The following is a 26,737-nucleotide window of genomic DNA, read 5'->3' on the forward strand; positions in this document are numbered from 1 at the left end:
GTTGCCGGCTCAGGCGGCGCGCTGCGCGACGGTGATATCGGGAGTCTTGCCCATGTCGAGCTCAATCTCGCGCGGCAGCTCGACGATGGTCTCGGGATGCTGCCCGTTCTCGAACAGCGCATATTTGATCGCCTGCGCGCGGCTGACGAACAGGCCGCCATAGAGGCCGTTCTGTTCCTGGGCGACCCATTGTCCCCGGCGATTCCTGCCGATGAAGACGATGGTCGAAAGCGAGCTGCACGAGGGAGGTTCGACGAGTTTCACGGGATTATTCCTTCTGAACGACGCCCGGGTAAGACGCATGTCCTTGCCCGGCGCCTTTCAATATCCTCAGTCGCGAATATGATTTCGAGGGCGGCTGCGCGGCGATCTCATAGGAAGATCATAAAGCCAAAACGTTCAGGCCAGCTCATTGGCGATGTGAACCAGCGCAAACAGTGCGCCGAAGACGACGCACTCGTCCCAATGATTGAGCGAACTCTCGAACAGGGGCTCGCGCCTGACGAGGGCCGCGAGCGCGCACAGGATGATGGACATCCAGAGCAGGACGGCGAGGCTCCGGCCGAAACCGACGCCGCCGAATGCGGCGAAGCCGATGAGCAGTGCGACGCGGACCGCGAAACGTGCGATCACCCGCGACGGATTCGGCGTGCGCGGTATGTCGGGAGCTTGCGACACGGCATCGATCCGTCAGGCTGCGCTAGCTGAAATTGTCGCAGGCGAGGGGCTCGTAGAGCGAGTCCGGGACAGAAGGTACGCTTGGCCGCGGCGTCTCCGCAGCCAAGGCCCTCACCTCGATGAAGGCCGACAGCAAGGCCAGGGCGAGATCGGCGTGCCGCGCCTCGACCGCAGCGTCCAGCCAATCCGGCAGCTCACGTTCGCGCGACAGCGCACAATGCCACTCGCCCTCGTCATAGACGATGCGGCGGGCCTGCCACATCGGCAGTTCGAACTCCACCAGCGCCAGCGCCGCATCGACCCAGGCCTCGGCGTCGATCAGGCGCATGATGCGGCCGGTGCGCTCGCTTTGGCCCAGCAAAGGAAAGCGTCGGCAGGCGTGCGCGATGACGTCGAGCATCAACGGTCGTGTCGGCGCCGGTGCAGCGCGAAGCCGCTGGCTGAGGGATGGCGGGTCGAGGCGTCGGAGAGCGGCGGTCATGTCAGGCCTCCTGGAATTGGCGTCGGTCAGTCGGCCGGCATGGCCAAGATGATCAGGAGGGTATTTGAAAGCGAGATGAGGATCGGGCGAGAAATATAGGGGTTGCATAAATGCGCGGCGCCTTGCGATTGCGCGCGTCGGATCCTCGGCCATCGTTTCCGCCGAAGGTGGAGACTTATAAAGACAGGGCATTTTGAGAAGACCTCGGCCCCGGCTTGCCGTAACAGCGGTCGCGGGAACGATCGTGGAATGCGTCGTCGCGTGCCTGCCGGGAATGACGGCCGAAGGTTGTGCCCTGGTGCCGGCGCGCCGGCCTTTATGGAATTCCTATAACGTCGCCATAGGCCTCATCTCGAAAACCTATGGACGGGGTGGCACCTGATCGCGATCAAGTTCCCGATCGGGAGAGGCGCGCATTGCGTTCGCGCGTAGCAGGCCCCCCGCCGGGATCGAGAGACGGCCTATGCCGGATACCGTCTCGCATTGAGGAGTATCGCCATGATGGACATTCTGATGCTGGCGCTGGGCTTCGTCTTCTTTGCCCTTGCGATCGGCTACACCTACGCCTGCGAACGGCTGTGACGGAGCGGATCATGATCTTCGATTATGCGCTCGCGGGCGCCGTCTCGTTCGGCCTCCTGGTTTATCTCACCTACGCGCTACTGCGGCCCGAGCGGTTCTGAGCCGTGCTGCTGCTCGCAAAATTGCTGCTGGCCGACGCCGCGCTCGTCGCTGGCCTGCTTGCGCTGCTCCTGCCGCTCCTGCGCCGGACACAATGCCTGAAGGGTTAATGCCATGACTGTGATCGGTTGGCTCCAGATCATTCTTTTTTGCGTCATCATCGTCGCGCTGACCAAGCCGCTCGGCTGGTACATGACGCGCGTATTCAGCGGCGAGCGGACGTTTCTGTCGCCGGTGCTGCGTCCGATCGAGGCCGGCATCTACTGGATTTCCGGTGTCGACGAGAAGCGCGAGCAGCATTGGCTGACCTACACGGTCGCCATGATGCTGTTCCATGTCGGCGGCTTCCTCATCATCTACGGCGTGATGCGATTGCAGGCGATGCTGCCCTTCAATCCGGCCGGGCAGGGCGCGGTCGCCCCGGACCTCTCCTTCAACACGGCCGTCTCCTTCGTCACCAACACCAACTGGCAGAACTACGGCGGCGAGAGCACGCTGTCCTATCTCGTTCAGATGCTCGGCCTGACTCATCAGAACTTCCTGTCGGCGGCGACCGGCATTGCACTGGCAGTGGCGCTGATCCGCGGCTTCTCGCGCGCGTCGGTGCGGACCGTCGGCAATTTCTGGGTCGACGTCACCCGCACCACGCTCTACGTGCTGCTGCCGATCTGCGTGGTCTACACGCTGTTCCTGGTCTGGCAGGGCATCCCGCAGACGCTCGGCGACTATGTCGAGGCCACCACGCTGGAGGGCGCCAAGCAGACCATCGCAGTCGGTCCGGTGGCCTCCCAGGTCGCGATCAAGATGCTCGGCACCAATGGCGGCGGCTTCTTCAACGCCAATGCCGCCCACCCCTTCGAGAACCCGACCGCGCTGTCGAACTTCGTGCAGATGCTCTCGATCTTCGCGCTCGGCGCCGCACTGACCAACGTGTTCGGCCGCATGGTCGGCAACCAGCGCCAAGGCTGGGCGATCATGGCCGTGATGGGGGTGCTCTTCGTCGCTGGCGTCGCCGTCACCTACTGGGCGGAAGCCAATGGCACCTCGGCCATGCATGCGCTGGGCCTTGCCGGCGGCAACATGGAAGGCAAGGAAGTGCGCTTCGGCATCGTCGCATCCTCGCTATTCGCGGTGATCACGACGGCTGCGTCCTGCGGCGCGGTCAACGCCATGCATGACAGCTTCACCGCGCTCGGTGGCATGATCCCGCTCATCAACATGCAGCTCGGTGAGATCATCATCGGCGGCGTCGGCGCCGGCCTCTACGGCATGCTGCTGTTCATCGTGCTCGCGATCTTCGTCGCCGGCCTGATGGTCGGCCGCACGCCGGAATATGTCGGCAAGAAGATCGAGGCGCGCGAGGTCAAGATGGCGATGCTCGCGATCCTGGTGCTGCCTCTGATGTATCTCGGCTGGACCGCCGTCGGCGTCGTCTATCCGGCGGCGGTCGCCTCGATGGCGAACGCCGGGCCGCACGGCTTCACCGAAGTACTCTACGCCTTCACCTCGGCGACCGGCAACAACGGCTCGGCCTTCGCAGGCCTCACCGGCAATACCCTGTTCTACAACCTCACCCTTGCCAGCGCGATGTTCGTCGGCCGGTTCTTCATGATCGTCCCGGCGATGGCGATTGCTGGCTCGCTCGCCGCCAAGAAATCCGTCCCGCCGTCGGCAGGCACCTTCCCGACCACGGGAGGGCTGTTCGTCGGCCTCGTCGTCGGCGTGATCCTGATCATCGGTGGCCTGACCTTTTTTCCGGCGCTCGCGCTCGGCCCGATCGTCGAGCACCTCGCGATGAACGCTGGCAACCTGTTCTGACTGTTTGGAGTGACCTCCATGGATACGATGAAACTGCAAAAACGTGCGCCGATGTCGGCGATGCTCGATCCCAAGATCGTGCTCCCCGCGATCAAGGCGTCCTTCACCAAGCTCGATCCGCGGCTGATGGTGAAGAACCCCGTGATGTTCGTGGTCGAGGTCGTGGCCGCGCTCACCACCGTGATCTTCCTGCGCGACGTCGTCACCGGCGGCACGAGCCTCGGCTTCACCTTCCAGATCATCCTCTGGCTCTGGTTCACGGTGCTGTTCGCCAATTTCGCCGAAGCGGTGGCCGAAGGCCGCGGCAAGGCGCAGGCCGAGACGCTGCGCAAGACCCGCACCGAAAGCCAGGCCAAGCTGCTCACTGGCGCCGGCCAGGCCTTCAAGCTCGTGCCGGGCACCAGCCTGAAGGTCGGCGACGTCGTGCTGGTCGAAGCGGGCGATACCATCCCTTCCGACGGCGAGGTGATCGAGGGCGTCGCCTCGGTCAACGAGGCCGCCATCACCGGTGAATCCGCGCCCGTGATCCGCGAGTCCGGCGGTGACCGCTCGGCGGTAACAGGCGGCACGCAGGTGCTGTCGGACTGGATTCGCGTGCGTATCACAGCCGCTCAGGGCTCGACCTTCATCGATCGCATGATCAAGCTGGTCGAGGGCGCGGAGCGGCAGAAGACGCCGAACGAGATCGCGCTCAACATCCTGCTGGCCGGCCTCACCATCATCTTCGTGTTCGCCACCGTCACCATCCCGAGCTACGCGGCCTATGCCGGCGGCTCGATCTCGGTGGTCGTGCTGGTCGCGCTGTTCGTGACGCTGATCCCGACCACGATCGGTGCGCTGTTGTCGGCCATCGGCATCGCCGGCATGGACCGCCTGGTGCGCTTCAACGTGCTGGCGATGTCCGGCCGCGCCGTCGAGGCGGCCGGCGACGTCGACACGTTGCTGCTGGACAAGACCGGCACCATCACGCTCGGCAACCGCCAGGCGACCGCGTTCCGTCCCGTGCGCGGCGTCACCGAGCAGGAGCTGGCGGATGCGGCCCAGCTCGCCTCGCTGGCGGACGAGACGCCGGAAGGCCGATCCATCGTCGTGCTGGCGAAGGAGAAGTACGGTATCCGCGGCCGCGACATGGCGGAGCTCGGCGCCACCTTCATCCCGTTCACGGCGCAGACCCGCATGAGCGGCGTCGATGCCGGCGGCTCGTCGGTGCGCAAGGGCGCGGTCGATGCCATGCTCAATTATGTCGTCGGCGGCGCGCCGCTCGCGGTTGCGTCCGGCAACACGGCGCGGGCGATGCAGCCTGCTGCGCTGTCAGAGGTCGGACGTGAGATCCAGGCGATTGCCGATGAAGTCTCGAAATCCGGCGGCACGCCCCTGGCCGTCGCCAAGGATGGCAAGCTGCTCGGAATCGTTCAGCTCAAGGACATCGTCAAGGGCGGTATCCGCGAGCGCTTCGCCGAGCTGCGCCGCATGGGCATTCGCACCATCATGATCACGGGTGACAATCCGATGACGGCGGCGGCCATCGCGGCCGAGGCGGGCGTCGACGACTTCCTGGCGCAGGCAACCCCCGAGGACAAGCTCAAGCTGATCCGCGACGAGCAGGCCAAGGGCAAACTGGTCGCGATGTGCGGCGACGGCACCAACGACGCGCCGGCGCTCGCCCAGGCCGACGTCGGCGTCGCCATGAACACCGGCACGCAGGCCGCCCGCGAGGCCGGCAACATGGTCGACCTCGATTCCAACCCGACCAAGCTGATCGAGGTGGTCGAGATCGGCAAGCAGCTCTTGATGACGCGCGGCGCGCTGACCACGTTCTCGATCGCGAACGACGTCGCCAAATATTTCGCGATCATCCCGGCGATGTTCCTGGCGTTCTACCCGCAGCTCAACGTGCTCAACGTCATGAACCTGTCGAGCCCGCAAAGCGCCATTCTGTCGGCGATCATCTTCAATGCGCTCGTCATCATCGCGCTGATTCCGCTCGCACTGAAGGGCGTCGCCTATCGCGCGGTCGGTGCCGGCGCGCTGCTCCGCCGCAACCTCTTGATCTACGGCCTCGGCGGCATCGTCATTCCCTTCATCGGTATCAAGGCGATCGACCTCGTCGTCACCGCCTTGCACTTGGCTTAATTGCGTCATTGCGAGCGAAGCAAAGCAATCCAGAGATATCTCCGTGGTTGACAGCCTGGATTGCTTCGTCGCTCCGCTCCTCGCAATGACGGGAGAAACTGGAGAAAGCACATGCTCAGAGAAATCCGCCCCGCCATCGTCCTGCTGCTGGTGCTCACCGCCATCACTGGTCTCGCTTATCCGCTGGCGATGACCGCCATTGCCGGCACACTGTTTCCCGTGCAGGCACAGGGCAGCCTGATCGAAAAGGACGGCAAGGTGGTCGGCTCCGCCCTGATCGGGCAGGAGTTCAAGGACGACAAATATTTCCACGGCCGCCCGTCGGCGACGGTTGCGCCGGACCCCAATGATTCCAGCAAGACGGTGCCGGCGCCCTATAACGCCGCCAACTCCGGCGGCTCCAATCTCGGCCCGACCAGCAAGGCGCTGGCCGACCGGCTCAAGGATGATGTGGACAAGCTAAAGGTCGAGAACCCGAACGCGGCCGTGCCGGTCGACCTGGTCACGACGTCGGCCAGCGGCCTCGACCCCGACATCTCGCCGGAAGCGGCGCAATTCCAGGTGCCGCTCGTGGCGAAGGCGCGCCATATGTCGGAAGAGCAGCTCAGGCAGCTCGTCTCCGCCAACACCAAAGGACGGCTGCTCGGCCTGCTGGGCGAACCCCGCGTTAACGTACTGGCGCTGAATCTCGCGCTCGATCAGGTCGCGGCGAAGTAGCGGTCTAGGCCCGCAGTGCAGAGGTGACTATATTGGGACTATGGTCCGAGAGCGCCGCGATCCCGAACAACGTCCGTCGCCCGAGGCGCTGCTGGAAGCGGCGCGGCGGGAGGAAGGTGCGAGCGGGAAGCTGAAGATCTTCGTCGGCGCCGCCCCCGGCGTCGGCAAGACCTACGAGATGCTCCAGAGCGCCCACGCCAGGCGCAAGGCCGGCATCGACGTGGTGATCGGCTTCGTCGAGACCCATGGCCGCGCCGAGACCGAGGCGCTGGTGCGCGGGCTCGAAGTCGTCCCGCGCAAGAGGCTGGAGTATCGCGGCCAGATCGTCGAGGAAATGGACCTCGATGCCGTGATCGCGCGACGGCCGCAGATCGCGTTGGTCGACGAGCTCGCTCACACCAACGCGGCCGGCAGCCGCCACCCCAAGCGCTATCTCGACGTCGAGGAGTTGCTCTCCCACGGCATCGACGTCTACACCGCCGTCAACATCCAGCACATCGAGAGCCTGAACGACGTCGTCGCCCAGATCACCCATGTGCGGGTGCGCGAGACCGTGCCGGATTCGGTGTTCGACCGCGCGGACGCCATCGAGCTCATCGATCTCACGCCGGACGATCTGATCCAGCGGCTGAAGGAGGGCAAGGTCTATGTGCCCAAACAGGCCGAGCGGGCACTGGAGCATTATTTCTCGCCGGGCAATCTGACGGCGCTGCGCGAGCTTGCGCTTCGGCGGACCGCCGAGCGCGTCGATGAGCAGCTGCTCAGTCACATGCAGGCCAACGCCATTGCCGGGCCCTGGGCCGCGGGCGAGCGCATCCTGGTCTGCGTCAGCGAGGATCCGCGCGCCGCCGGCCTCGTGCGCTACACCAAGCGGCTGGCCGACCGCCTGCATGCACCGTTCACCGCAGTGTCGATCGAGACGCGCCGCTCGCTCCAACTCTCGGACGAGGAGCGCGATCGTCTCGCCGATACGCTGCGCCTCGCGGAATCGCTCGGCGGCGAGGCGCTGACCATTCCCGCCGTCGGCCGCCGCATTGCCGACGACGTCGTCAACTTCGCGCAAGGCAACAACGTCACCCAGATCGTGATCGGCAAGTCGAGCCGCTCGCGCTGGTTCGAGATGACGCGCGGCTCCGTCGTGCACGACCTGGTGCGCCGCGCCGGCAATATCACGGTCCATGTGATCGCCGGTGACGAATTGCCGGGCGAGGCGGCGCCCAAGACGGCGGTGCAGACCGCTGCGCGGTCGGAGCCGTTCAATCCGCTGCCCTATCTGAAGGCGCTCGGCTTCGTGCTGATCGGCCTCGGCGCAGCGGAGCTGCTCCAGCCGCGCTTCGGCATCGAGAACGTCGACCTCGTGCTGCTGACGGCGGTGGTCGCGGTCGCGGTTCGCTATGGACTATGGCCGTCGCTGCTCGCGACGGTCGCGGCCTCGCTGTCCTACAATTTCTTCTTCCTGCCGCCGCTGTACACGTTCACGATCACCGATCCGACCAATGTCGCCGCCTTCCTGCTGTTCCTGGTGGTGGCGATGATCGTCTCCAATGTCGCGGCGCGCGTGCGCATCCAGGCCGATACCGCCATCGGCCGTATCAGGATGACCGAGCAGCTCCATGCCTTCAGCCGCAAGCTCGCCGGCACCGCCACCCTCGACGACGTGCTGTGGGCGACCGCTTACCAGATCGCGTTGATGCTGAAGGTCCGCGTCGTGCTGCTGTTGCCGGAGGAAGGTTTGCTCACGGTGAAGTCGGGCTACCCGCCCGAGGACGAACTCGACCAGGCGGATCTGGCGGCCGCCAACTGGGCCTGGAGCAACGACCGCCCTGCAGGTCGTGGTTCGGACACGCTGCCGGGCGCAAAACGGCTGTTCCTGCCGATGCGCACCGGGCGCGGCCTGATCGGCGTCATCGGCATCGACGACGACCGCAGCAGCCCGCTGCTGACGCCGGACCAGCGCCGGCTTCTGGACGCGCTGGTCGACCAGGGTGCGCTCGCGATCGAGCGCGTGCTGCTGGTCGAAGACATGGACCGCGTCAAGCGCACCGTCGAATCCGAACGGCTGCGCTCGGCGCTCCTGACATCGATCTCGCACGATCTGAAGACGCCGCTCGCCTCCGTGCTGGGTGCAGCGTCCACCATGCGCGACCTCGCCGGCGCGCTCTCGGACACAGAGAAGCGCGACCTGCTCGCGACGGTGATCGACGAATCCGAGCGGCTCAACCGCTTCATCGCCAACCTGCTCGACATGACCAAGCTCGAGTCCGGCGCCATCGTGCCGAATACGGCCTTGCACGATCTCGGCGAGATCGTCGGCAGCGCGCTGCGGCGGGCGGCCAAGATCCTCGCTGCCCACAAGGTCGAACTGGTGCTGGCGGCCGATCTGCCGATGCTCGAGCTCGATGCCGTGCTGTTCGAGCAGGCGCTGTTCAACCTCCTCGACAATGCCGCGAAATATTCGCCTGCTGAAACCACGGTGTCGATCCGCAGTCGGCGCGAACGGGATCAGGTCGTTCTCGATATCGCCGACGAGGGCGGCGGCATTCCCGCCGACGAGCTCGAAAGCGTATTCGACAAGTTCTATCGGGTGCAGAAGGGCGACCATGTCCGACCCGGCACCGGGCTCGGCCTCGCCATCTCCCGCGGCTTCGTCGAAGCGATGCGGGGCACGATCTCGGCCGCCAACCGCAGCGACCGGAGCGGCGCGGTCATTACCATCCGTCTGCCGGTTCCCGTGCAGACCCACGCATTGGATACCGCCGCATGAGTGCTGCTCCGATCAAGGTCCTGGTCATCGACGATGAGCCGCCGATCCGAAAGCTGCTGCGGATGGGGCTTTCGACGCAGGGTTATGAGATCCTGGAGGCGCCGAACGGCAGGACCGCACTGGAAAAGCTTGCCGAGGAGCCGGCGCTGATCATCCTCGATCTCGGCTTGCCCGACATCCAGGGGCATGACCTGCTGCGCACCATCCGCGCCCGCAATGAGGGCGTGCCGATCGTCGTGCTGTCGAGCCGCGGCGACGAGGCAGGCAAGGTGCAGGCGCTCGATCTCGGCGCCGACGACTACCTCACCAAGCCTTTCGGCATGGACGAGCTCCTCGCCCGCTTGCGCGCGGCGCTGCGCCACCAGCTTCAAGTCAAGGGCGAGCGTCCCGTGTTCCGCACCGGCGATCTCTCGGTCGATCTCGTACGCCGCATCGTCAAGGTCGGCGAGCGCGATGTGAAGCTGTCACCGAAGGAATACGATCTGCTTCGCGTACTGGTGCAGCACGCCGGCAAGGTGCTCACCCACCGCTTCCTGCTCAAGGAGCTCTGGGACGAGCTGACCGACGCGCAATACTTGCGCGTCTATGTCCGGCAGCTCCGCCAGAAGATCGAGGCCGATCCGGAACGGCCGCAGTATGTGCTGACGGAGACGGGGATCGGCTATCGGCTGAAGGCGGGGGATTAGACGGCCGCGTCGTCAGCATCGAGCGCTTTAGGCACACTCGTCATGTCCGGGCTTGATCCGGCCATCCACGTTTGTCGGCATGCGAGGGCAGGCGTGGACGCCTGGGTCAAGCCCCGGGGCATGACGACCGAGGATTGTGGTGCGATTTGGCTCCGCATCGTCATTGCGAGGAGCCCTTGCGACGAAGCAATCCAGACTGCATCCGCGGAAAGTTTCTGGATTGCTTCGCTGCGCCCGCAATGACGGAAGTGGTTACCCAGCCTTGCGATGCCTCGCCGTACCCCGGTGCGTCTTCTTCGCGCTTCGATGTCGTCCCGTCGCCCGGCGCGCGTAGGACTTGGCCGCCGTCTTCTTCCCGCCGCGTCCCTTCAGGCTCTGCTTCAGCGCATCCATCAGGTTGACGACGTTGCTCGGCCGTTCCTCGGGCTCGGGCAGCTCGATCTTCTTGCCGCTGGCCTTGCGCTTCACCAGCGCCTTCAGCGCGTTCTCGTACTCGTCCTTGAATTCGCTGGGATCGAAATGCGCGGCCTTGGTGTGCAGGATGTGCCCAGCGAGCTCGACCATGTCCTTGGTGATCTTCGGGCTCTTGATGTCCTCGAAGAACTGGTCCTCGTCGCGTAATTCGTAAGGAAAGCGCAGTGTGGTGCCGAGCAGGCCCTTGCCGAGCGGCTCGATCGCGATGATGTGCTCGCGGTTGGTCAGCACGATCTTGGCCAGCGCGACGCGATCCTGATCCTTCATGGCATCGCGAATGACCGCGAAAGCGTCGACCGCGGCTTTGCCGTCGGGCGCGATGTAATAGGGGTGGTTGAGATAGCGCTGGTCGATCTCCTCGCTCGGCACGAAGCTCTCGATGTCGATGGTGTGGTTGCTCTCGATCTGGACCGCTTCGAGTTCTTCCGGTTCGATCTCGACATATTTGCCCTTGCGCAGCTCGTAGCCGCGGCCTTTCTGGTCGCTTTCGACCACGTCGCCGGTCTCGGAATCGATCATCTGCTGCTTGAGCCGGTTCCCGGTCTCACGGTTGATCAGGTGAAATCGCGTTTTCTCGGCCGCAGTGGTCGCCGGATAAAGCACGACGGGGCAACTGACCAGCGACAGCTTCAACGTTCCCTTCCAATAGGCGCGCGGGGCCATTCCATTCTCCAGCGTTTTCAAGGCGTTTTGGAATTCAAGGCGTTTTGGAACCCCAACCCTCCCGCCGGGTTTTGGTTCCGGGCGGGACTTTGGCCGTGATAGGCTTGAATGGCGAAAGAGAAGCGGGACCGGTCGTGCTGCAAAAACTCTCCACCTACCGACAGAAGCGTGACTTCGAGAAGACGCCCGAGCCGTCGGGCAAGTCCGCGGTGGCGCCCTCGAAGCAGCGGCGCTTCGTGATCCAAAAGCACGATGCGACCCGGCTGCATTACGATCTCAGGCTCGAGTTCGACGGCGTGTTCAAATCCTGGGCGGTGACGAAGGGACCCTCGCTCGATCCGCACGACAAGCGGCTGGCCGTCGAGGTCGAGGACCATCCACTCGATTACGGTGATTTCGAAGGCACGATTCCGGAAGGGCAGTATGGCGGCGGCACGGTGATGCTGTGGGACCGTGGCACCTGGGAATCGGATGATCCGGAAGCCGGTTTCAAGAAGGGCGATCTGAAGTTCACGCTGCATGGCGAGAAGCTGCATGGCAGCTGGGTGCTGGTGCGCATGCGCAACGACCGCACCGGCGGCAAGCGCACCAACTGGCTCCTCATCAAGCATCGCGACGAGCATGTCCGCGAAGGCGCGGACAACGATATTCTCGACCAGGACAAGTCCGTCGCCTCCGGCCGCGCGATGGAGCAGATCGCCGAGGGCAAGGGCCGCGCGCCAAAGCCGTTCATGCTGGCGAAGGGCGCCAAGGGCAAGGCCGACGCGGTCTGGCAGTCCAACCGCGCGGAGGAGACGAAGGGGCGTACGGTCAAGCCGGCACCGCGCACGGCGTTGAAGTCCGGCAAATCGGCGCGGAAGAAGGCGACGACGGCGACGAACGCGAAGAAGGTCTCGGAGATGCCGGATTTCGTCGCGCCGCAGCTCTGTACGCTGGTCGAGCGGCCGCCGGGCGACCAGGGCTGGTGCCACGAGATCAAGTTCGACGGCTACCGCGTCCAGCTGCGCGTCGAGGACGGCGAGGCGACGCTGAAGACGCGCAAGGGCCTCGACTGGACCGAGAAGTTTGCCGCCATTGCCGAGGAAGCGGCTGCGCTGCCGGACGTGATGATCGACGGCGAGATCGTCGCCCTCGACCACAACGGCGCACCGAACTTCTCCTCGCTTCAGGCCGCCCTGTCCGATGGCAAGACCGACGAGCTGATCTTCTTTGCCTTCGACCTGCTGTTCGCGAAGGGGGAGGATTACCGCCGGCTGCCGCTTGGCGAGCGCAAGGCGCAGCTCAAGAAGCTGCTGGACTCGCGCAAGCGGAAATCGACCCAGATCCGCTATGTCGAGCATTTCGAAAGCGGCGGCGATGCCGTGCTGCAATCGGCCTGCAAGCTCGAGCTCGAAGGCGTGGTATCGAAGAAGCTGGATGCACCCTATCGTTCGGGGCGTACCGAGAGCTGGGTCAAGTCCAAATGTCGCGCGGGCCACGAAGTGGTGATCGGCGGCTACAAGACCACCAACGGCAAATTCCGCTCCCTGATGGCCGGCGTGCAGCGCGGCGATCATCTCGCCTTCGTTGGCATGGTCGGCACCGGCTTCGGCGCGGACAAGGTCAAGCGCCTCATGCCGTCGTTAAAGGCCATGGCGGCCAAGGAAAGCCCGTTCGGCGGCAAGAACGCGCCGAAGAAGACCCGCGAGGTGCACTGGTTGAAGCCGGAGCTCGTCGCCGAAATCGAGTTTGCCGGCTTCACCGCCGACGGCAATATCCGCCAGGCCGCGTTCAAGGGCCTGCGGCAGGACAAGTCTGCCGAGGAGGTCGAGGCCGAGACACCGGTCGATACTGAGCTTGCCGAACCGACAGCCAAGAAAACACCGGCGAGATCGCGTGCGAGGACGGGCCGCCAGCCGAAACAGGCCGCCCAGAACGCCGAGGTCATGGGTGTCGTCATCTCCAAGCCCGACAAGCAGCTCTGGCCGGACGATGGCGATCCCGTCACCAAGCTGGACCTTGCGCGCTATCTCGAAGCCATCGGCGAATGGATGATCGTGCACCTCAAGGGCAGGCCCTGTTCGTTGATCCGCGCCCCTGACGGCATCAAGGGCGAGTGCTTCTTCCAGCGCCATGCCATGCAGGGGACGTCGAACCTCTTGGAACTCGCCAGAGTCTCCGGCGACCGTAAGCCGTATTTGCAGATCGACCGAATCGAAGGGCTCGCAGCGGTGGCGCAGATCGGCGGTGTCGAGCTGCATCCTTGGAATTGCGCGCCCTATGCCTATGATACGCCGGGCCGGCTGGTGTTCGATCTCGATCCGGCACCCGACATCGAGTTCGCCGACGTCGTCGAGGCCGCCAAGGAGATGCGGCAGCGGCTCGCCGACATCGGCATGGAGAGCTTCTGCAAGACCACCGGCGGCAAGGGCCTCCACGTGGTGGTGCCGCTGCTGCACGGCGCGCGCGACAAGGTGAGCTGGAAGGAGGCCAAGGCGTTTGCGCAAGGCGTCTGCCAGTGGATGGCCGATGACGATCCGGAGCGCTATCTGCTCAACATGTCGAAGAAGCTGCGCAAGGGGAAGATCTTCCTGGACTACTTGCGCAACGACCGCATGTCGACCGCGGTTGCCCCGCTGTCGCCGCGCGCGCGGGCCGGCGCCACCGTGTCGATGCCGGTGACCTGGGCGCAGGTCAAAAGTGATCTCGATCCGAAGCGATATACGATGCGCACAGTGCCGTCGCTGCTGGCGCGATCGAAGGCGTGGGAGGGTTACGATGATGCCGCCGTATCGATCAAGGCGGCGATCAAGAAGCTGGCGGGGAAAAGTAGGGTGGGTTAGCTCGGCGGCGCGAAGCGCGGTCGGCGAGCGTAACCCACCATTTCTGTCTCCGCGGAAACCAAGAGGTGGGTTACGCCTCGCGGCTAACCCACCCTACTAATCCGTCGCTAGATCCGTCCCATCAGGAGCAGGATCAGCAGGATGACGATGACGAGCCCGAGGCCGCCGCCGCCATAATAGCCGGTGCCGTAGAACGGGCCGCCGCCGATGCCGCTGAAGCCGCCGAGCAGGGCGATGATCAAGATGATCAGAATGATCGTGCCGATAGACATGCGAATCTCCTCCAGCCCTTTCTCGAAAGGGTCGTTGCACCTGTCCCTTGTGCGGAGGCAACTTGCCGCAGGTTTTAAAGTTCCGGCCTTGCAACGCAGGCTTGGACTTCCACATGCATGGAACTTTTGACCTGCCATCGGGCATGATGGAATGAGGATCAGTCAGCAGGGGCCACGGCCATGTCAGCACCGCTCGTCGTCTCAATTCCGCATCGCCTCGGCCGCGAGGAGGCGGTACGCCGGCTCAAGACGGGGCTCGGCCGCGCCGCGGCGAGCATTCCCGTGATGCAGGTCGAGCAAGAAAGCTGGAACGGGGATACGATGAATTTCCGCATCCGCGCGCTCGGACAGATCGCCAGCGGCCAGGTCGACGTCGGCGACGATCAGGTCCGGGTCGAGGTGGTGCTGCCCTGGCTTTTGCAGCGCTTTGCCGAGATGGCGCAGGCCACGATCAAGAAGCGCGGCCAATTGCTGCTCACCAAGGACGGAGGCAAGTAACTTCAGGCGTGCGCACGTCGGCGCACCGGCTTCGCTGCATTCGTGGTGTGCGCCTCGATGACCGCCACGGGAAGGTCGCGCAAGGCTTGCGCGAGTGGCAGTTCGTTGCCGGCAAGTCCTGCCGCGGTGTAGCCGGCGATGTCGATGGTTGCATCGATGCCTTCCAGCGCCGGCCATTCCCGGCCTGCTTGCGTGAACGGTGCAAAGTGACGCCCGACCACGACGATCACAGCCGCGCGGCCATGGCTGCGGGCGAAGGCGATGGCGCGGTCGGCATGTGCCCCGCGCACCTCGAGCGGCTGGTAGTCACCCCGGATGAAGACGTCGGGAAGCTGGTTGCGAAGCTTGATCAGATGGCGCGTCCAGGCCAGCTTGAGCCGGCCGTCGGGCCAGCTCTGGCTCAGGCCGCTCCAGTCCGGAGCGTCCAAGGATGTCAGCGCCGCATGGCGCGCGGCAAAATCCACGGGGCGACGGTTGTCGGGGTCGACCAGCGACAGGTCCCAGAACTCGGTGCCTTGGTAGAAGTCCGGCACGCCCGGCAGCGTCGCCTTGAGCGTGAGCTGGCCGAGCGAGTTCAACATGCCGAGCAGTGCGACGCGGCGGGCCAGGGTCTGCAGCGCCTCCAGGAATTCCGCGGACTGGGCGGGATCGAGGATCTTGCCGATGAAGCTGTTGACGCCGTTCTCATACGCTTCATGCGGATTGAGCCAGCTCGTCTCCTCCTTGCCTTCGCGCGCGGCCTTGAGGGCATAGGCCTGGATGCGTTCGACGAACCCAGGATCGACCGGAGCCTGGAGTGGCCAGGCCCCGAGCAGGGTCTGGTAGAGCATGTATTCGAACGTCGCCGACGGTGCGCGGAAATTGCCCTGGTGCGTAAGATGCGGCGCGTTCAGCACCTTCCAGCGCGCCACCGCGCTGGTCCATTCGCCAGGAATTTCGCTCAGCGCCGCGATGCGTGCGCGGGCATCCTCGCCGCGCTTGGTGTCGTGGGTCGCGGTCGCGGTCATGCCCTGCGGCCATTCCTTGGCACGGACCCGCATGGCCTGGTGGAAGGCGGCAAGGGACATGCCGTTGCTTGCGGGATCGCCGCCGACCTCGTTCAGCGCAAGCAGCCGGTGGAATTGATAGAACGCGGTATCCTCCAGCGACTTCGCCATCATCGGACCGGTGAATTGCTGCACCTTCAGCGCGAAGCGGCGCACCCGCGGTGCGCTGTGCGGCGGCCGACCGGGCTTGAGCAGGTCCATGGTCAGGGCGTCGCGCAGGAAATCGAAGATGCCTTCATCCGCGGCGAACCATTCGGAGCGGGCGCGTTCGATGGTGTCGTCGATCAGCTTGCGGTCCGGTGCAGTCGGACCGCTATGCGTCAAATACGTGCGGTAAACCGGGAAATGCAGCACATAAAGCTCGAGCGCCTGCCGCAGGCTGTCGGCGGAGAAATCGCGGGTCGAATAGTGCCCGTTGGCGATGCGCGCGAGCAGGCGCGTCAGCACGGTGAACTCGCTGGTGAGCAGGGTCTCCAGCACGCGCCGCTTGGCGTCCTTGACGTAAGGCGCGAGCTGCGGCGGCCGGTTGCTGATCTGTCGCCAGGTCTCGTCCAGCGCGGCCAGGCCGTTGGCGTCGACCAGAACCTGGGTGATGACGTTCATCCACTCATAGCCGGTGGTGCCCTGGACGCCGGCGAAATGCGGCAGGCGTTCATGCTCGCACAGGATCTTCTCGATCACGGTGTAGAAGGGCTTCGCGTTGCCTTGCGCGTCGCGCACCAGGCGGCGCAGCCGCTGGCAATATTGTGCGGGATCACGCAGGCCGTCGATGTGATCCAGGCGTATGCCTTGCAGCCTGCCCTCGACGATCAGCTGCTTGACCAGCCGGTGGGTGGCGGCAAACGTGCCGGGATCCTCGACGCGCAGGCCGGCGAGCCCGTTGACGTCGAAGAAGCGGCGATAATTGATATCGCTGGAGGCGAGCCGCCAGTGGCCGAGCTTGTAGTGCTGGCGCTCAAGCAGATGATGCAACGCCAGCGTTTGCGCCGGGCGATCCTTGCCGGCGCGATAGGCGGCAAGGCCGCGCGCGATGAGATCGGCCGCGCCCGCGATCTCCTTGAGTTCTGACTTGAAGGCGGGAGCTTCCTTGCGGTTGGGCCGGCGCAATCCGGTGTAGCGCGCGGCGAGCGCGAGCATGCGCTTGCCGGGCTCCGTGTCCGCCGCATCGGCTTCCTTGACGATCATGCGGAGCACCTCGCCGTAACGTTCCGGCGCGATGGGCAGGCGATGCTCGAAATACCAGGCGGAGAGACTGCCCTCGTCGGGATCGTAGCGCAGCTCGATGTCGCCGCGCTCGAGCGCCTCGCCGTAGGACGAACCGAGGATCGGCAGCAGCACGCCGCCGCGGGCGCGGAAGGCCAGTTGATCCCAGTCGATGTCGAAGGAGACCGCATGCGGCGAGGCCTGGCCCCATTCCAGCACGTCGAGCCACCAGGGATTGTCGGCGAAATGCACCCCGACATGGTTGGGCACGAAATCGATGATGAGACCGAGATCGTTCTTGATCAGTGCCTCGCTCAGCCGCGCGAAACCGGCCTCGCCGCCGAGCTCGGGATTGAACTGGCCGTGATCGACGGTGTCGTAACCATGCGTCGAGCCCTTGCGCGCCTTCATCACCGGGGAGGCGTAGAGATGCGTGATCCCGAGCGCCTTCAGGTAAGGAATGACCGCGGCGGCCTTGTCGAAGTCGAAATCCGCCGTGAGCTGGAGCCGATAGGTCGCGAGCGGAATGGCGGGAGGCATGCTAACCTCCGAGGCGCCAGACCACAGACCAGGGCGGAAGTCGCTCGCCGGCCTCGCCGCCCCAGATCGGCGTGCCCGCATTGCCGTTGGAATAGGCCACTTCATCGTCCGAGAGATTGGCGATCAGGTGCAGCGCCGCGCCGTCCCCCATGCGCCATTGTGCGGTGAGCAGGCCGGTATCCGCGGCCTCGGCATCGCCGAACCTTGCGCCTTTCAGTCGCGGCATGATCACCTTGCGGCGGAGCGCGAGCAGCTCTCGCACCAGCGCCAGTCGTTCGTCCTCTTCTGGCGTGCGGCTGATCCAGTCGAGCACGGCCGATTGCAGCGTTGCCGGATCGAGTGGATCGGGCACCTCGTCACCGTATTTCTCATAGGCCCAGGCATATTCCTGCTTGCGCCCCTTGCGCACGGCGTCGGCCAGCTCGCCCTGGAAATCGCAGAAGAACGGGAAGGGCGCCTTGGAGCCCCATTCCTCGCCCTGAAACAGCATCGGCACCATCGGCGCGAGCAGGGTGACCGCGAGCGCGGCCTCGATCTGTTTTGGCGACGCCAGACTTTCGAGCCGGTCGCCGAGCGGGCGGTTGCCGATTTGGTCATGGTTCTGCAGGAAGTTGACGAAGGTCGCCGGCGGCAGCTCCCCGCTCGACTCGCCGCGCGGCTTCTTGCCCCAGAATTCCGAGATTTCGCCCTGGTAGACGAAGCCCGAAGCGAGCGCGCGCGCAAGATCCATGCGCGGAGTTTGGTAGTCGGCATAATAGCCGGCGAGCTCGCCGGTCAGCATCACGTGCCAGACGTGGTGATAATCGTCGTTCCACTGCCCGCGATATTTGCCGTTCGGCGGCTCCTGCGCGGCATCGAGCAGGCTCGCGCGGTTATCGCCGTTCTCCAGCACGAGGTGGATGTGGCGGCCCGTGGCCTTGGCGAGCTCGCCGGCGGCGACGCTGAGGTCTTGCAGCATCGATTGCTCGCCGGGGACCGCCATGATGTGGTTGGCGGCATCGAGCCTCAGGCCGTCGAAGCGATAGTCGGTGAGCCAGGACAGCGCGTTCTCGACCGCGAAGGCGCGCACCTGCGGAACGCGATAATCGATCGCGCTGCCCCAGGGCGTATGCGCGTCGGTGAAGAAGGTCGGCGCATAGCGGCCGAGATAGTTTCCCTCCGGACCGAAATGATTGTAGACGACGTCGAGGAACACGATGAGCCCGCGCAGATGCGCCTCGTCGATCAGCGCCTTCAGGTCCTCGGGCCGGCCATAGGCGCTGTCGGGCGCATACCAGAGCACGCCGTCATAACCCCAGCCGCGGCGCCCGGCGAAATCGGCCAGCGGCATCAATTCCAGCGCGGTGATGCCGGTTTCTACGAGATGATCGAGCTTGTCGATCATGGCGCGGTAAGTGCCTTGCGGCGTGAAGGTGCCGACATGAGTCTCGATCAGCACCGTCTCTTCCCAGGGACGGCCGCGCCAGTCGTGCGCGCGCCAGACGTAAGCGTCGTGGTCGATCACCTCGCTCGGGCCAAACACGTCCTGCGGCTGAAAGGCTGAGGCTGGGTCGGGCACGTCGATCTCGTCGTCGATCCGAAATTTGTATTCGCTCCCGACGGTCAGGCCGGCAATCTCGGCGACGTACCAGCCATCCTGCCGGCGTTGCATCGCGTGCCTTCGCTCGAGCAGGAGATCGACACGACGTGCGCCGGGCGCCCACAGCCGGAACGACACGCCGTCCTTGGTCGGCTTCGCTCCGAAGGATGGCCTCATAGCGCACCCGCGAAGGCGAGCACGGAGCGCGGCGGCGCTTTGCTGTCGCTTCCGGGGAGGAAGTCGATCGAGTTCAGCCTGGCTTCGGTCGTGTTGAGGATTTGCTGCCAACTCTTGTATTCGGTCATTTTGGGCAATTTGAATGCGATCTCTTCTGGCGCGGCGTTCAGAACGATAAAGATCGCGGCGCTGCCGGGTTCCATCGGCCCCATCACATAGGAGAGAAACCGCCCTTCGGGGAATTTCCAGTCGTTCTCCGTCATCTCGTCACCGGCAGGCGTCAGCCACAGCGCGCCGTAGGAAATCCCGTCCTTGGGACGGCCGTCGAGCCAGCGATGGCTGCGCAGCTGCGAGAAACGGCGGCGGATGTCGCCGAGATGGGCGACGAAATCGACCATGTCGTCGCCTTCCTTGCCGAGATTGTCCCAGCCGACCCAGCCGACCTCGTTGTCCTGGCAATAGGCGTTGTTGTTGCCTGATTGCGAATTGCCGACCTCGTCGCCGGCGAGGAGCAGCGGAACGCCTTGCGCCAGCATCAGGCAAGCCAGCACGTTCTTGCGAAGCTGCCGGCGCAGGCCGAGGATCTTGGGATCGTCGGTCGGACCTTCGACGCCGCAATTGTTGCTGTGGTTGTCGTTGGAGCCATCGCGATTGTCCTCGCCATTGGCCTCGTTGTGCTTCTCGTTGTAGCTGAAGAGATCGGCGAGCGTGAAGCCGTCATGTACGGTGATGTGGTTGATGCTGGCGCGTGGCCGCCGGCCGTCGTGGTTGAAGAGGTCGGAGGACGCCGTCATGCGGCTGGAGATGTCGCCGATCAGGCTGCCTTCGCCGCTCCAGTAGCGGCGCATGGCGCTGCGATAGCGGTCATTCCACTCCGACCATTGCGAGGGGAACGCGCCGACCTGGTAGCCGCCGAGCCCGAGATCCCACGGTTCGGCGACGAGCTTGACGGTCGCCAGCACCGGATCCTGCCGGACCGCGGTCAGGAACGAGATGCCGCGATCAAAACCGTTCGGGCCGCGCGCCAGCGTGGTGGCGAGGTCGAAGCGGAAGCCGTCGACATGACAGACCTCGACCCAATAGCGCAGCGAATCCATCACCATCTGGAGCACCCGCGGATGGGTGAGGTTCACCGACGAGCCGCAGCCGGTGAAGTCGTCGTAATAGCGCGGGTTCTCGCGATTCAGCCAGTAATAGGAGGCGTTGTCGATGCCGCGATAGCACAGCGTCGGACCAAGGTGGTTGCCCTCGGCGGTGTGGTTGTAGACGACGTCGAGCATCACCTCGATGCCGGCGTCGTGCAGCCGGGCGACCGTGGTGCGGAACGAATCGAGCGCGTTGTCCTGGGCGTAGCGTAGCTCGGGCGCGAAGAAGGACAGCGTGTTGTAGCCCCAATAATTGGCGAGCTTCTTCTCGACCAGAATGCGGTCGTCGACGAAGCTGTGGACCGGCAGAAGCTCGACCGTGGTGACGCCGAGCCTCTTCAGATGCTCGATCATCGCCGGCGACGACAGTCCGCCATAGGTGCCGCGCAGATTCGGCGGGACGTCGTCCCGCTTCTGCGTCAGGCCCTTGACGTGGGCCTCGTAGATGATGGTGTCTTCCCAGGGGATGTTGGGACGGATCTCGCGCCGGCCCCAGTTGAAGGTCTCGTCGACGACGACGGCCTTGGGCATGCCGCGCGCATTGTCGCGCCGGTCGAACGACAGGTCCTCGCGCGGTGAGCCGGTGCGGTAGGCGAAATGCGCGTCGCTCCACACCAGCCGTCCGGCAAGCCGCTTGGCATAGGGATCGAGCACCAGCTTGTTGGAATTGAAGCGGTGGCCGTGCTCGGGCTCGTAGGGGCCGTGCACGCGATAGCCGTAGAGTTGGCCGGGCGAGACGTCGTTGAGATAGCCGTGCCAGACGTCCTCGGTCTTCTCCGGCAGTTCGATGCGCTCGAGCTCACGACGGCCTTGCGTATCGAACAGGCAAAGCTCGACCTTCTGCGCGTTGGCGGTGAACAGCGCGAAATTGGTGCCGCGTCCGTCCCAGCTTGCGCCGAGGCGTGCGGGCGATCCAGCAGTCAGGCGCATCGATCAACTTTCCGGAATGAGGAAGATCGCGGCAAGCGGTGGAATGGTGAGGCGCAGCTCACCGTCAACCGCGTGAACTTCCCCGATGTTCCCAACGTTGCTGCCGCCGTAATGGGCGGAATCGGAGTTGAGCACTTCCTTCCACTTGACGCCGATCGGCACGCGAACGCGATAGTTCTGGTAGACGTTCGGCGAGAAGTTGACGATCACCAGGCACCGCGCGTGCTCGTCGAAGCCCTTGCGCAGCCACGCGAACACGTTGCGATTGGCATCGTCGGTGATCAGCCATTCGAAGCCGGCTTGGTCGCAATCCATCTGGTGCAGCGCCGGCACCGCACGATAGAGTCGGTTGAGATCGCGGATCAGCGCCTGGGTGCCGGAATGGTACTTGTATTCGAGCAGGTGCCAATCCAGCGACTGGTCGTGGTTCCATTCGCGGCTCTGCGCGATCTCGCCGCCCATGAACAACAGCTTCTTGCCTGGGTGTCCGAACATGAAGCTGTAATAGGCGCGCAGATTGGCAAAGCGTTGCCACTCGTCGCCGGGCATGCGGCCGAGGATCGAGCGTTTGCCGTGCACGACCTCGTCATGCGACAGCGGCAGGATGAAGTTCTCCGAGAAGGCGTAGTGCAGGCCGAACAGGATGTCGCCGTGGTGATGCTTGCGGTGAATCGGATCCTTGCTGATGTAATTCAGCGTGTCGTGCATCCAGCCCATGTTCCACTTGTAGCCGAAGCCGAGCCCGCCGAACTCGACCGGGCGCGAGACCTGCGGCCAGGCGGTGGACTCCTCCGCGGCCGTGGTCGCTTGCGGGAAGCGGGCAAACAGCTCGGTGTTGAAGCGACGCAGGAAGTTGATGGCCTCGATGTTCTCGCGGCCGCCATACTGGTTCGGAACCCAGGCGCCTGGCGGGCGGCTGTAGTCGAGGTAGAGCATCGACGCGACCGCATCGACGCGCAGCCCGTCGATCGCGTAGCGCTCGAGCCAGAACAGCGCGTTCGACACCAGGAAGTTCGTCACTTCGGTGCGGCCGTAATTGTAGATCAGCGTACCCCAGTCGAGGTGGCGGCCCTGGAGCGGGTTGGCGTGCTCGTAGAGCGCGGTGCCGTCGAAATGGCCAAGGCCATGCGGATCGTCCGGGAAATGGCCGGGCACCCAGTCGAGCAGCACGCCGATGCCCTCGCGATGGCAGGCATCGACCAGCGCCGCAAAATCCTCGGGGCTTCCGAAGCGGCTGGTCGGCGCATAGAGGCCGGTCGGCTGATAGCCCCAGGAGCCGTCGAAGGGATGCTCGCTCACGGGCAGGAATTCGAGATGGGTGAAGCCCATGTCGCGGGCGTAGGCCGGCAGCTGCTCGGCCAGCTCGCGATAGGTCAGCCATTCGTTGTCGTTCTTCCGCCGCCACGAACCGAGATGGACCTCGTAGATCGACATCGGCGCGGACAGCGCGTTGATGCCGTCCGGCGCCGGCCGCGGCCGCGGCAGACGCGTCTCGTCGAGCACGATCGACGCGGTCTTCGGCCGCACCTCGCTCGCAAAGGCCATCGGATCAGATTTCAGCGGCAGCAGATGGCCGTGCGGGCCGATGATCTCGAACTTGTAGTGATCGCCGACCTTTGCGTGCGGGATGAACAGCTCCCAATAGCCGTTGCCGCGCACCCGCATGGGATGGCGTCGCCCGTCCCAGAAATTGAAATCGCCGACCACGGAGACGCGCCGCGCATTCGGCGCCAGCACCACGAAGGCGATGCCGTCGACGCCTTCGAGCCGCATCGGATGCGCCCCGAGCTTGTCGTAGAGGCGCTGATCGGTGCCTTCGCCGAGCAAATAGAGATCGAAGTCGGTCAGGATCGGTGGAAAGCGGTAGGCGTCCTCGAACTCGACGACGTTGCCGCCGAATTTGGCGCGCAGCTGATAATGCTTCGAGCCATTGGGCAGAGCCCCGATGAACAGGCCGGAATCGTGCACCCGGTCGAGCGGGGCGACCTCGCCGTGCTCGCCGACCGCCTCGACATTGGTGGCTTCTGGGAGAAAAGCGCGCACGACGCTTTTGCCGCCTTCGGGATGCAGACCGAGATAGTGGAAGGGGTCGGAGTGGCGGCCCTCGATGATCGCGTAGGCTTCGGCGGGCAATTTAGGCATGGGCTTCGCTCCCGGCACTGGACAGAATGCGAAGCAGTCCGGTCAGCGGCGCGTGCAGCCCCTCAGGCCGGTAGGACAGCTCGTACTCTACGTCGTTGAACGCTTGATCAATCAGGAAGAACCTCAACAGGCCTTCCGCGGATTGCGAATCGTCCGGCCACAGCTGTCGGTCGGTCATGGCTTCGCGATAGGCGGACAGGAAGGTCGAGGTCGCGCGCTCGCGCCATTCGTCGAGCGCGGCAACGAGCCGGCCCTGCTCGTCGGATGCGCCGGTGAGTGCACGACGGAGCGCCGCATTGACCGAAGCATCGATCGAGTGAATCAGGCCGGCGACGTCGCGCGCGGCCGGCGCCTTGCGCCGTTTGTCGGCCAGCGGCACATGCGGATTGCCGTCGAAGTCGATGATGAAGATATCATCCTTCACGATCAGAGTTTGCCCGAGCCGGAAGTCGCCATGATGACGGATGTTCAACCCACCGATACCGGAAGGCAATAGCGCATTCAGGTGGCCGGACAAGGCGGCGCGGGCTTCCATGAGCTGGTCGATCAGGGGCCGGTCCGTCTCCCGCAGGCCGTCGCGGCTGTCGGCCAGTCGCTCGAAGATCCGCTCGGCGCGCGCCTTGAGGTCGGACACGAGGTGCTTGACGTAGGTCGATCCGATCGGCTCCGGCGCGAGATCGTCCGGCTTTGCCGCGGTCAGCGCGACATGCAGCTCGCCGAGCCGCCGGCCGATCTGCGCTATGAAGTGCAGGTATGGTGCCTGCTCCTGGGTCTCGCGCAGCGTTTCGCCCGCCGGCAGGACGCGCTGCTCGTCGATATAGCGGTCGAGATAGCCCGTCGTCACCGTCCAGCCGTCGCCCTGGTTCTCGACATAGGCATGCAGCACGCCGAGCGCGCTGCGTTGCTCGCCCTCGACCAGCTCGACGCTGCCCAGCAGCGCCGGCGTATTGGCAAAGCGGGCAACTTCCGTGAGATAGTGGCCGATCTCGATCTCGGGACTGATGCCGCTTTCGAGCCGACGATAGATCTTGGCAACGTACTGATTGTCGACCAGCGCGGTGCTGTTCGACTGCTCGATCGCCCGGATGCGTTGGGGTTCCTTGACGAGGTAGTCGGCGAAGCGGCTCGTCGCCTTGAATTCCAGCCGCAGATTGTTCTCTTCCACCGCCAGGTTCTGCGACAAGTTGCGCAGGAACAGGCCGATGAAGATCTGCTCGGTCGCGACATCGAGCAGCGTGCCTTCGCGCGCACCCTGACGCACGGCGGCGAGCGCCTTCGGATTGAAGCGTTCGCGATCGAAGCGTACCCACTCGATCTGCAGCGGCATCACGTAACGTGTCGCCCGGTCACCCTGCCTGGTCTCGAAGAATGCGATCCAGGGCCGATTGTCGCCGATGTCGCAGAACGGCACCGCCGAGGTCAGCGCGGTCTTGATGTGCTTGGGATTGTGCTCGGGATACCACCGTGTCCGCGACAGGAATCCCGGCAGCACGTCGCGCTCGAACACGCCGCGCTCGCGGGCGAGCGAGACCCAGTTCGAATTCACCGGCACCACCAGCGTTTCGAACTCCGGCACGGCGCGCGGAATCACCGGCTCGGACTTGTCGCGCTCCTGCAGCTGGAACCAGTAGAAGCCGTAGGGCCCCAGCGTGATCATGTAGGGCAGCTCGCCGATCGGCGGGAAGCGGGTGCGGCCGAGCATTTCCTGCGGGATGCGGTCCTTCCACGGCGACAGATCGAGCTCGGTTGCCTGCGCGGCGCGCGACAGATTGGCGACGCAGAGGATCACCTCGTCCCGATATTGCCGGACATAGGCCAGCACGGCGCGGTTGGCCGGGCGGATGAAGGTCATGGTGCCGCGGCCAAAGGCGAGCGTCGATTTGCGCACCGCGATCAGCCGCTTGGTGGCGCTGAGCAGCGAGGACAGGCTGCGCGACTGCGCCTCCACGTTCACCGACTCGTAGCCGTAGACCGGGTCCATGATCAGCGGCGCGTAGAGCCGGGCCGGGTCGCAGCGCGAGAAGCCGCCGTTGCGGTCCGGACTCCACTGCATCGGCGTGCGCACGCCGTTGCGGTCGCCGAGATAGATGTTGTCGCCCATCCCGATCTCGTCGCCGTAATAGATGATCGGCGTGCCGGGAAATGACAGCAGCAGCGAGTTCATCAGCTCGATCTTGCGCCGGTCGTTGTCCATCAGCGGCGCGAGGCGTCGGCGGATGCCGACATTGATGCGCGCGCGGGGGTCGTTGGCGTAGGTGGTCCAGAGATAGTCGCGCTCGACGTCGGTGACCATTTCCAGCGTGAGCTCGTCATGGTTGCGCAGGAACAGCGCCCATTGGCAGCTCGCCGGAATGTCCGGGGTCTGGCGCAGGATGTCGGTGATCGGGAAGCGATCCTCCTGCGCGATCGCCATGTAGATGCGCGGCATCAGCGGGAAATGATAGGCCATGTGGCACTCGTCGCCACGGCCGAAATATTCCTGCACGTCCTCCGGCCATTGATTGGCCTCGGCCAGCAGCAGCTTTCCCTTGGAATAGGCGTCGAGCTCCTGGCGCAGCCGCTTGATGATCGCGTGCGTCTCGGGCAGGTTCTCGTTCGAGGTGCCCTCGCGCTCGCACAGATAGGGAATGGCGTCGAGACGGAAGCCGTCGACGCCGGCATCCAGCCAGCGCTTCATCACCTGGATGATGGCGCTCACCACGCGCGGATTGTCGAAGTTCAGATCCGGCTGGTGCGAGAAGAAGCGGTGCCAGTAGAAGGCGCCGGCCTCGGGATCCCACGTCCAGTTCGACTTCTCCGTGTCGGTGAAGATGATGCGCGTGCCTTGGTATTTCTGGTCGGTATCGCTCCAGACGTACCAGTTGCGGGCGCTCGAGCCCGGATGACTGCGACGCGCGCGCTTGAACCATTTGTGCTGGTCCGAGGTGTGATTGACCACCAGCTCGGTGATGACGCGCAGGCCGCGCTTCTGTGCCTCCTGGATGAAGCGCTTGAAATCCTTCATCGTCCCGAAATCGGGATTGACCGCGCCATAGTCGCCGATGTCGTAGCCGTCGTCGCGGCCCGGCGAGGGATAGAACGGCAACAGCCACAGCGCCGTGACGCCGAGCTCCTGGAGATAGGGCAGCTTCTCGGTCAGGCCGGCAAAGTCGCCGATGCCGTCATTGTTGCTGTCGGCAAAAGCCTTGACGTGGAGCTGGTAGATGATGGCGTCCTTGTACCAGAGCTCGTCCACGATCTCGGCAGCCTCGGCTTTCTTGGTGTCGACGGAAGACAGAACATTCATGG

General features: G+C 64.7%; 18 protein-coding genes. 8 read left to right on the forward strand and 10 right to left on the reverse strand.

Annotated features, from left to right (window positions below; all coding sequences use genetic code 11):
- Positions 1–9 precede the first annotated feature (9 nt).
- From LPJ38_RS13545 to LPJ38_RS13555, 3 genes are all read right to left on the reverse strand, one after another.
- On the reverse strand, positions 10–264 hold the full coding sequence (locus LPJ38_RS13545; RefSeq protein WP_167520512.1) for a hypothetical protein: 255 nt from the start codon (positions 262–264) through the stop codon (positions 10–12).
- Positions 265–399: 135 nt separating this feature from the next.
- Positions 400–678 carry a hypothetical protein gene (locus LPJ38_RS13550; protein ID WP_167520511.1) on the reverse strand — a complete coding sequence of 93 codons (279 nt, stop codon included), beginning with the start codon at positions 676–678 and terminating at the stop codon, positions 400–402.
- Between the two features lie 22 nt (positions 679–700).
- Positions 701–1,159 carry a hypothetical protein gene (locus LPJ38_RS13555; RefSeq protein WP_167520510.1) on the reverse strand — a complete coding sequence of 153 codons (459 nt, stop codon included), beginning with the start codon at positions 1,157–1,159 and terminating at the stop codon, positions 701–703.
- Between the two features lie 593 nt (positions 1,160–1,752).
- Here LPJ38_RS13555 and LPJ38_RS13560 point away from each other — a divergent pair.
- The 6 genes from LPJ38_RS13560 (at position 1,753) to LPJ38_RS13585 (ending at position 9,958) form a co-directional block, all read left to right on the forward strand.
- A complete protein-coding gene (locus LPJ38_RS13560; protein WP_018641117.1) occupies positions 1,753–1,842 on the forward strand; it encodes a K(+)-transporting ATPase subunit F in 90 nt (29 codons plus the stop codon).
- 112 nt (positions 1,843–1,954) lie between these two features.
- Entirely contained in the window at positions 1,955–3,658 is a 1,704-nt protein-coding gene (gene kdpA, locus LPJ38_RS13565; protein ID WP_145635707.1) for a potassium-transporting ATPase subunit KdpA, read from the forward strand.
- 18 nt (positions 3,659–3,676) lie between these two features.
- Complete coding sequence (gene kdpB, locus LPJ38_RS13570; protein ID WP_145635691.1) at positions 3,677–5,791, forward strand: potassium-transporting ATPase subunit KdpB; 2,115 nt, start codon at positions 3,677–3,679, stop codon at positions 5,789–5,791.
- A gap of 111 nt (positions 5,792–5,902) precedes the next feature.
- Complete coding sequence (locus LPJ38_RS13575) at positions 5,903–6,508, forward strand: K(+)-transporting ATPase subunit C (protein ID WP_145635673.1); 606 nt, start codon at positions 5,903–5,905, stop codon at positions 6,506–6,508.
- A gap of 40 nt (positions 6,509–6,548) precedes the next feature.
- A complete protein-coding gene (locus tag LPJ38_RS13580; RefSeq protein WP_145635658.1) occupies positions 6,549–9,272 on the forward strand; it encodes a sensor histidine kinase in 2,724 nt (907 codons plus the stop codon).
- Positions 9,269–9,958 carry a response regulator gene (locus LPJ38_RS13585; RefSeq protein WP_145635640.1) on the forward strand — a complete coding sequence of 230 codons (690 nt, stop codon included), beginning with the start codon at positions 9,269–9,271 and terminating at the stop codon, positions 9,956–9,958. Before LPJ38_RS13580 ends, LPJ38_RS13585 begins: the two co-directional genes overlap by 4 nt.
- Before the next feature lie 252 nt (positions 9,959–10,210).
- On the opposite strand, the gene ku is transcribed toward LPJ38_RS13585, so the two are convergent.
- Entirely contained in the window at positions 10,211–11,095 is an 885-nt protein-coding gene (gene ku, locus LPJ38_RS13590) for a non-homologous end joining protein Ku (protein ID WP_145635604.1), read from the reverse strand.
- 134 nt (positions 11,096–11,229) lie between these two features.
- Between ku and ligD the strand changes: the two genes are divergently transcribed.
- On the forward strand, positions 11,230–13,917 hold the full coding sequence (gene ligD / locus LPJ38_RS13595) for a DNA ligase D (RefSeq protein WP_145635588.1): 2,688 nt from the start codon (positions 11,230–11,232) through the stop codon (positions 13,915–13,917).
- A 107-nt stretch (positions 13,918–14,024) separates the two neighbouring features.
- Here ligD and LPJ38_RS13600 read toward each other — a convergent pair whose 3' ends face one another.
- A complete protein-coding gene (locus LPJ38_RS13600) occupies positions 14,025–14,189 on the reverse strand; it encodes a DUF3309 family protein (protein ID WP_008560028.1) in 165 nt (54 codons plus the stop codon).
- A gap of 180 nt (positions 14,190–14,369) precedes the next feature.
- On the opposite strand from LPJ38_RS13600, the gene LPJ38_RS13605 reads away from it, so the two are divergent.
- Positions 14,370–14,687: a polyhydroxyalkanoic acid system family protein gene (locus LPJ38_RS13605; protein WP_145635574.1), complete on the forward strand. Its 318-nt coding sequence runs from the start codon at positions 14,370–14,372 to the stop codon at positions 14,685–14,687.
- A gap of 2 nt (positions 14,688–14,689) precedes the next feature.
- Here LPJ38_RS13605 and treY read toward each other — a convergent pair whose 3' ends face one another.
- The 5 genes from treY to treS are packed head-to-tail and all read right to left on the reverse strand — an operon-like array spanning position 14,690 to position 26,735.
- Complete coding sequence (gene treY, locus LPJ38_RS13610; RefSeq protein ID WP_145635553.1) at positions 14,690–17,476, reverse strand: malto-oligosyltrehalose synthase; 2,787 nt, start codon at positions 17,474–17,476, stop codon at positions 14,690–14,692.
- 1 nt (position 17,477) lies between these two features.
- Positions 17,478–19,232, reverse strand: a complete 1,755-nt coding sequence (gene treZ, locus LPJ38_RS13615; RefSeq protein WP_145635537.1) for a malto-oligosyltrehalose trehalohydrolase — start codon at positions 19,230–19,232, stop codon at positions 17,478–17,480.
- Positions 19,229–21,307, reverse strand: a complete 2,079-nt coding sequence (gene glgX / locus LPJ38_RS13620) for a glycogen debranching protein GlgX (protein WP_145635523.1) — start codon at positions 21,305–21,307, stop codon at positions 19,229–19,231. Before glgX ends, treZ begins: the two co-directional genes overlap by 4 nt.
- Positions 21,308–21,310: 3 nt before the next feature.
- Positions 21,311–23,449, reverse strand: a complete 2,139-nt coding sequence (glgB, locus tag LPJ38_RS13625) for a 1,4-alpha-glucan branching protein GlgB (protein ID WP_167520509.1) — start codon at positions 23,447–23,449, stop codon at positions 21,311–21,313.
- On the reverse strand, positions 23,442–26,735 hold the full coding sequence (treS, locus tag LPJ38_RS13630) for a maltose alpha-D-glucosyltransferase (protein ID WP_145635494.1): 3,294 nt from the start codon (positions 26,733–26,735) through the stop codon (positions 23,442–23,444). Before treS ends, glgB begins: the two co-directional genes overlap by 8 nt.
- Positions 26,736–26,737 lie beyond the last annotated feature (2 nt).

This window comes from Bradyrhizobium daqingense, from assembly GCF_021044685.1.
GTDB classification, from domain to species: Bacteria; Pseudomonadota; Alphaproteobacteria; order Rhizobiales; family Xanthobacteraceae; genus Bradyrhizobium; species Bradyrhizobium daqingense.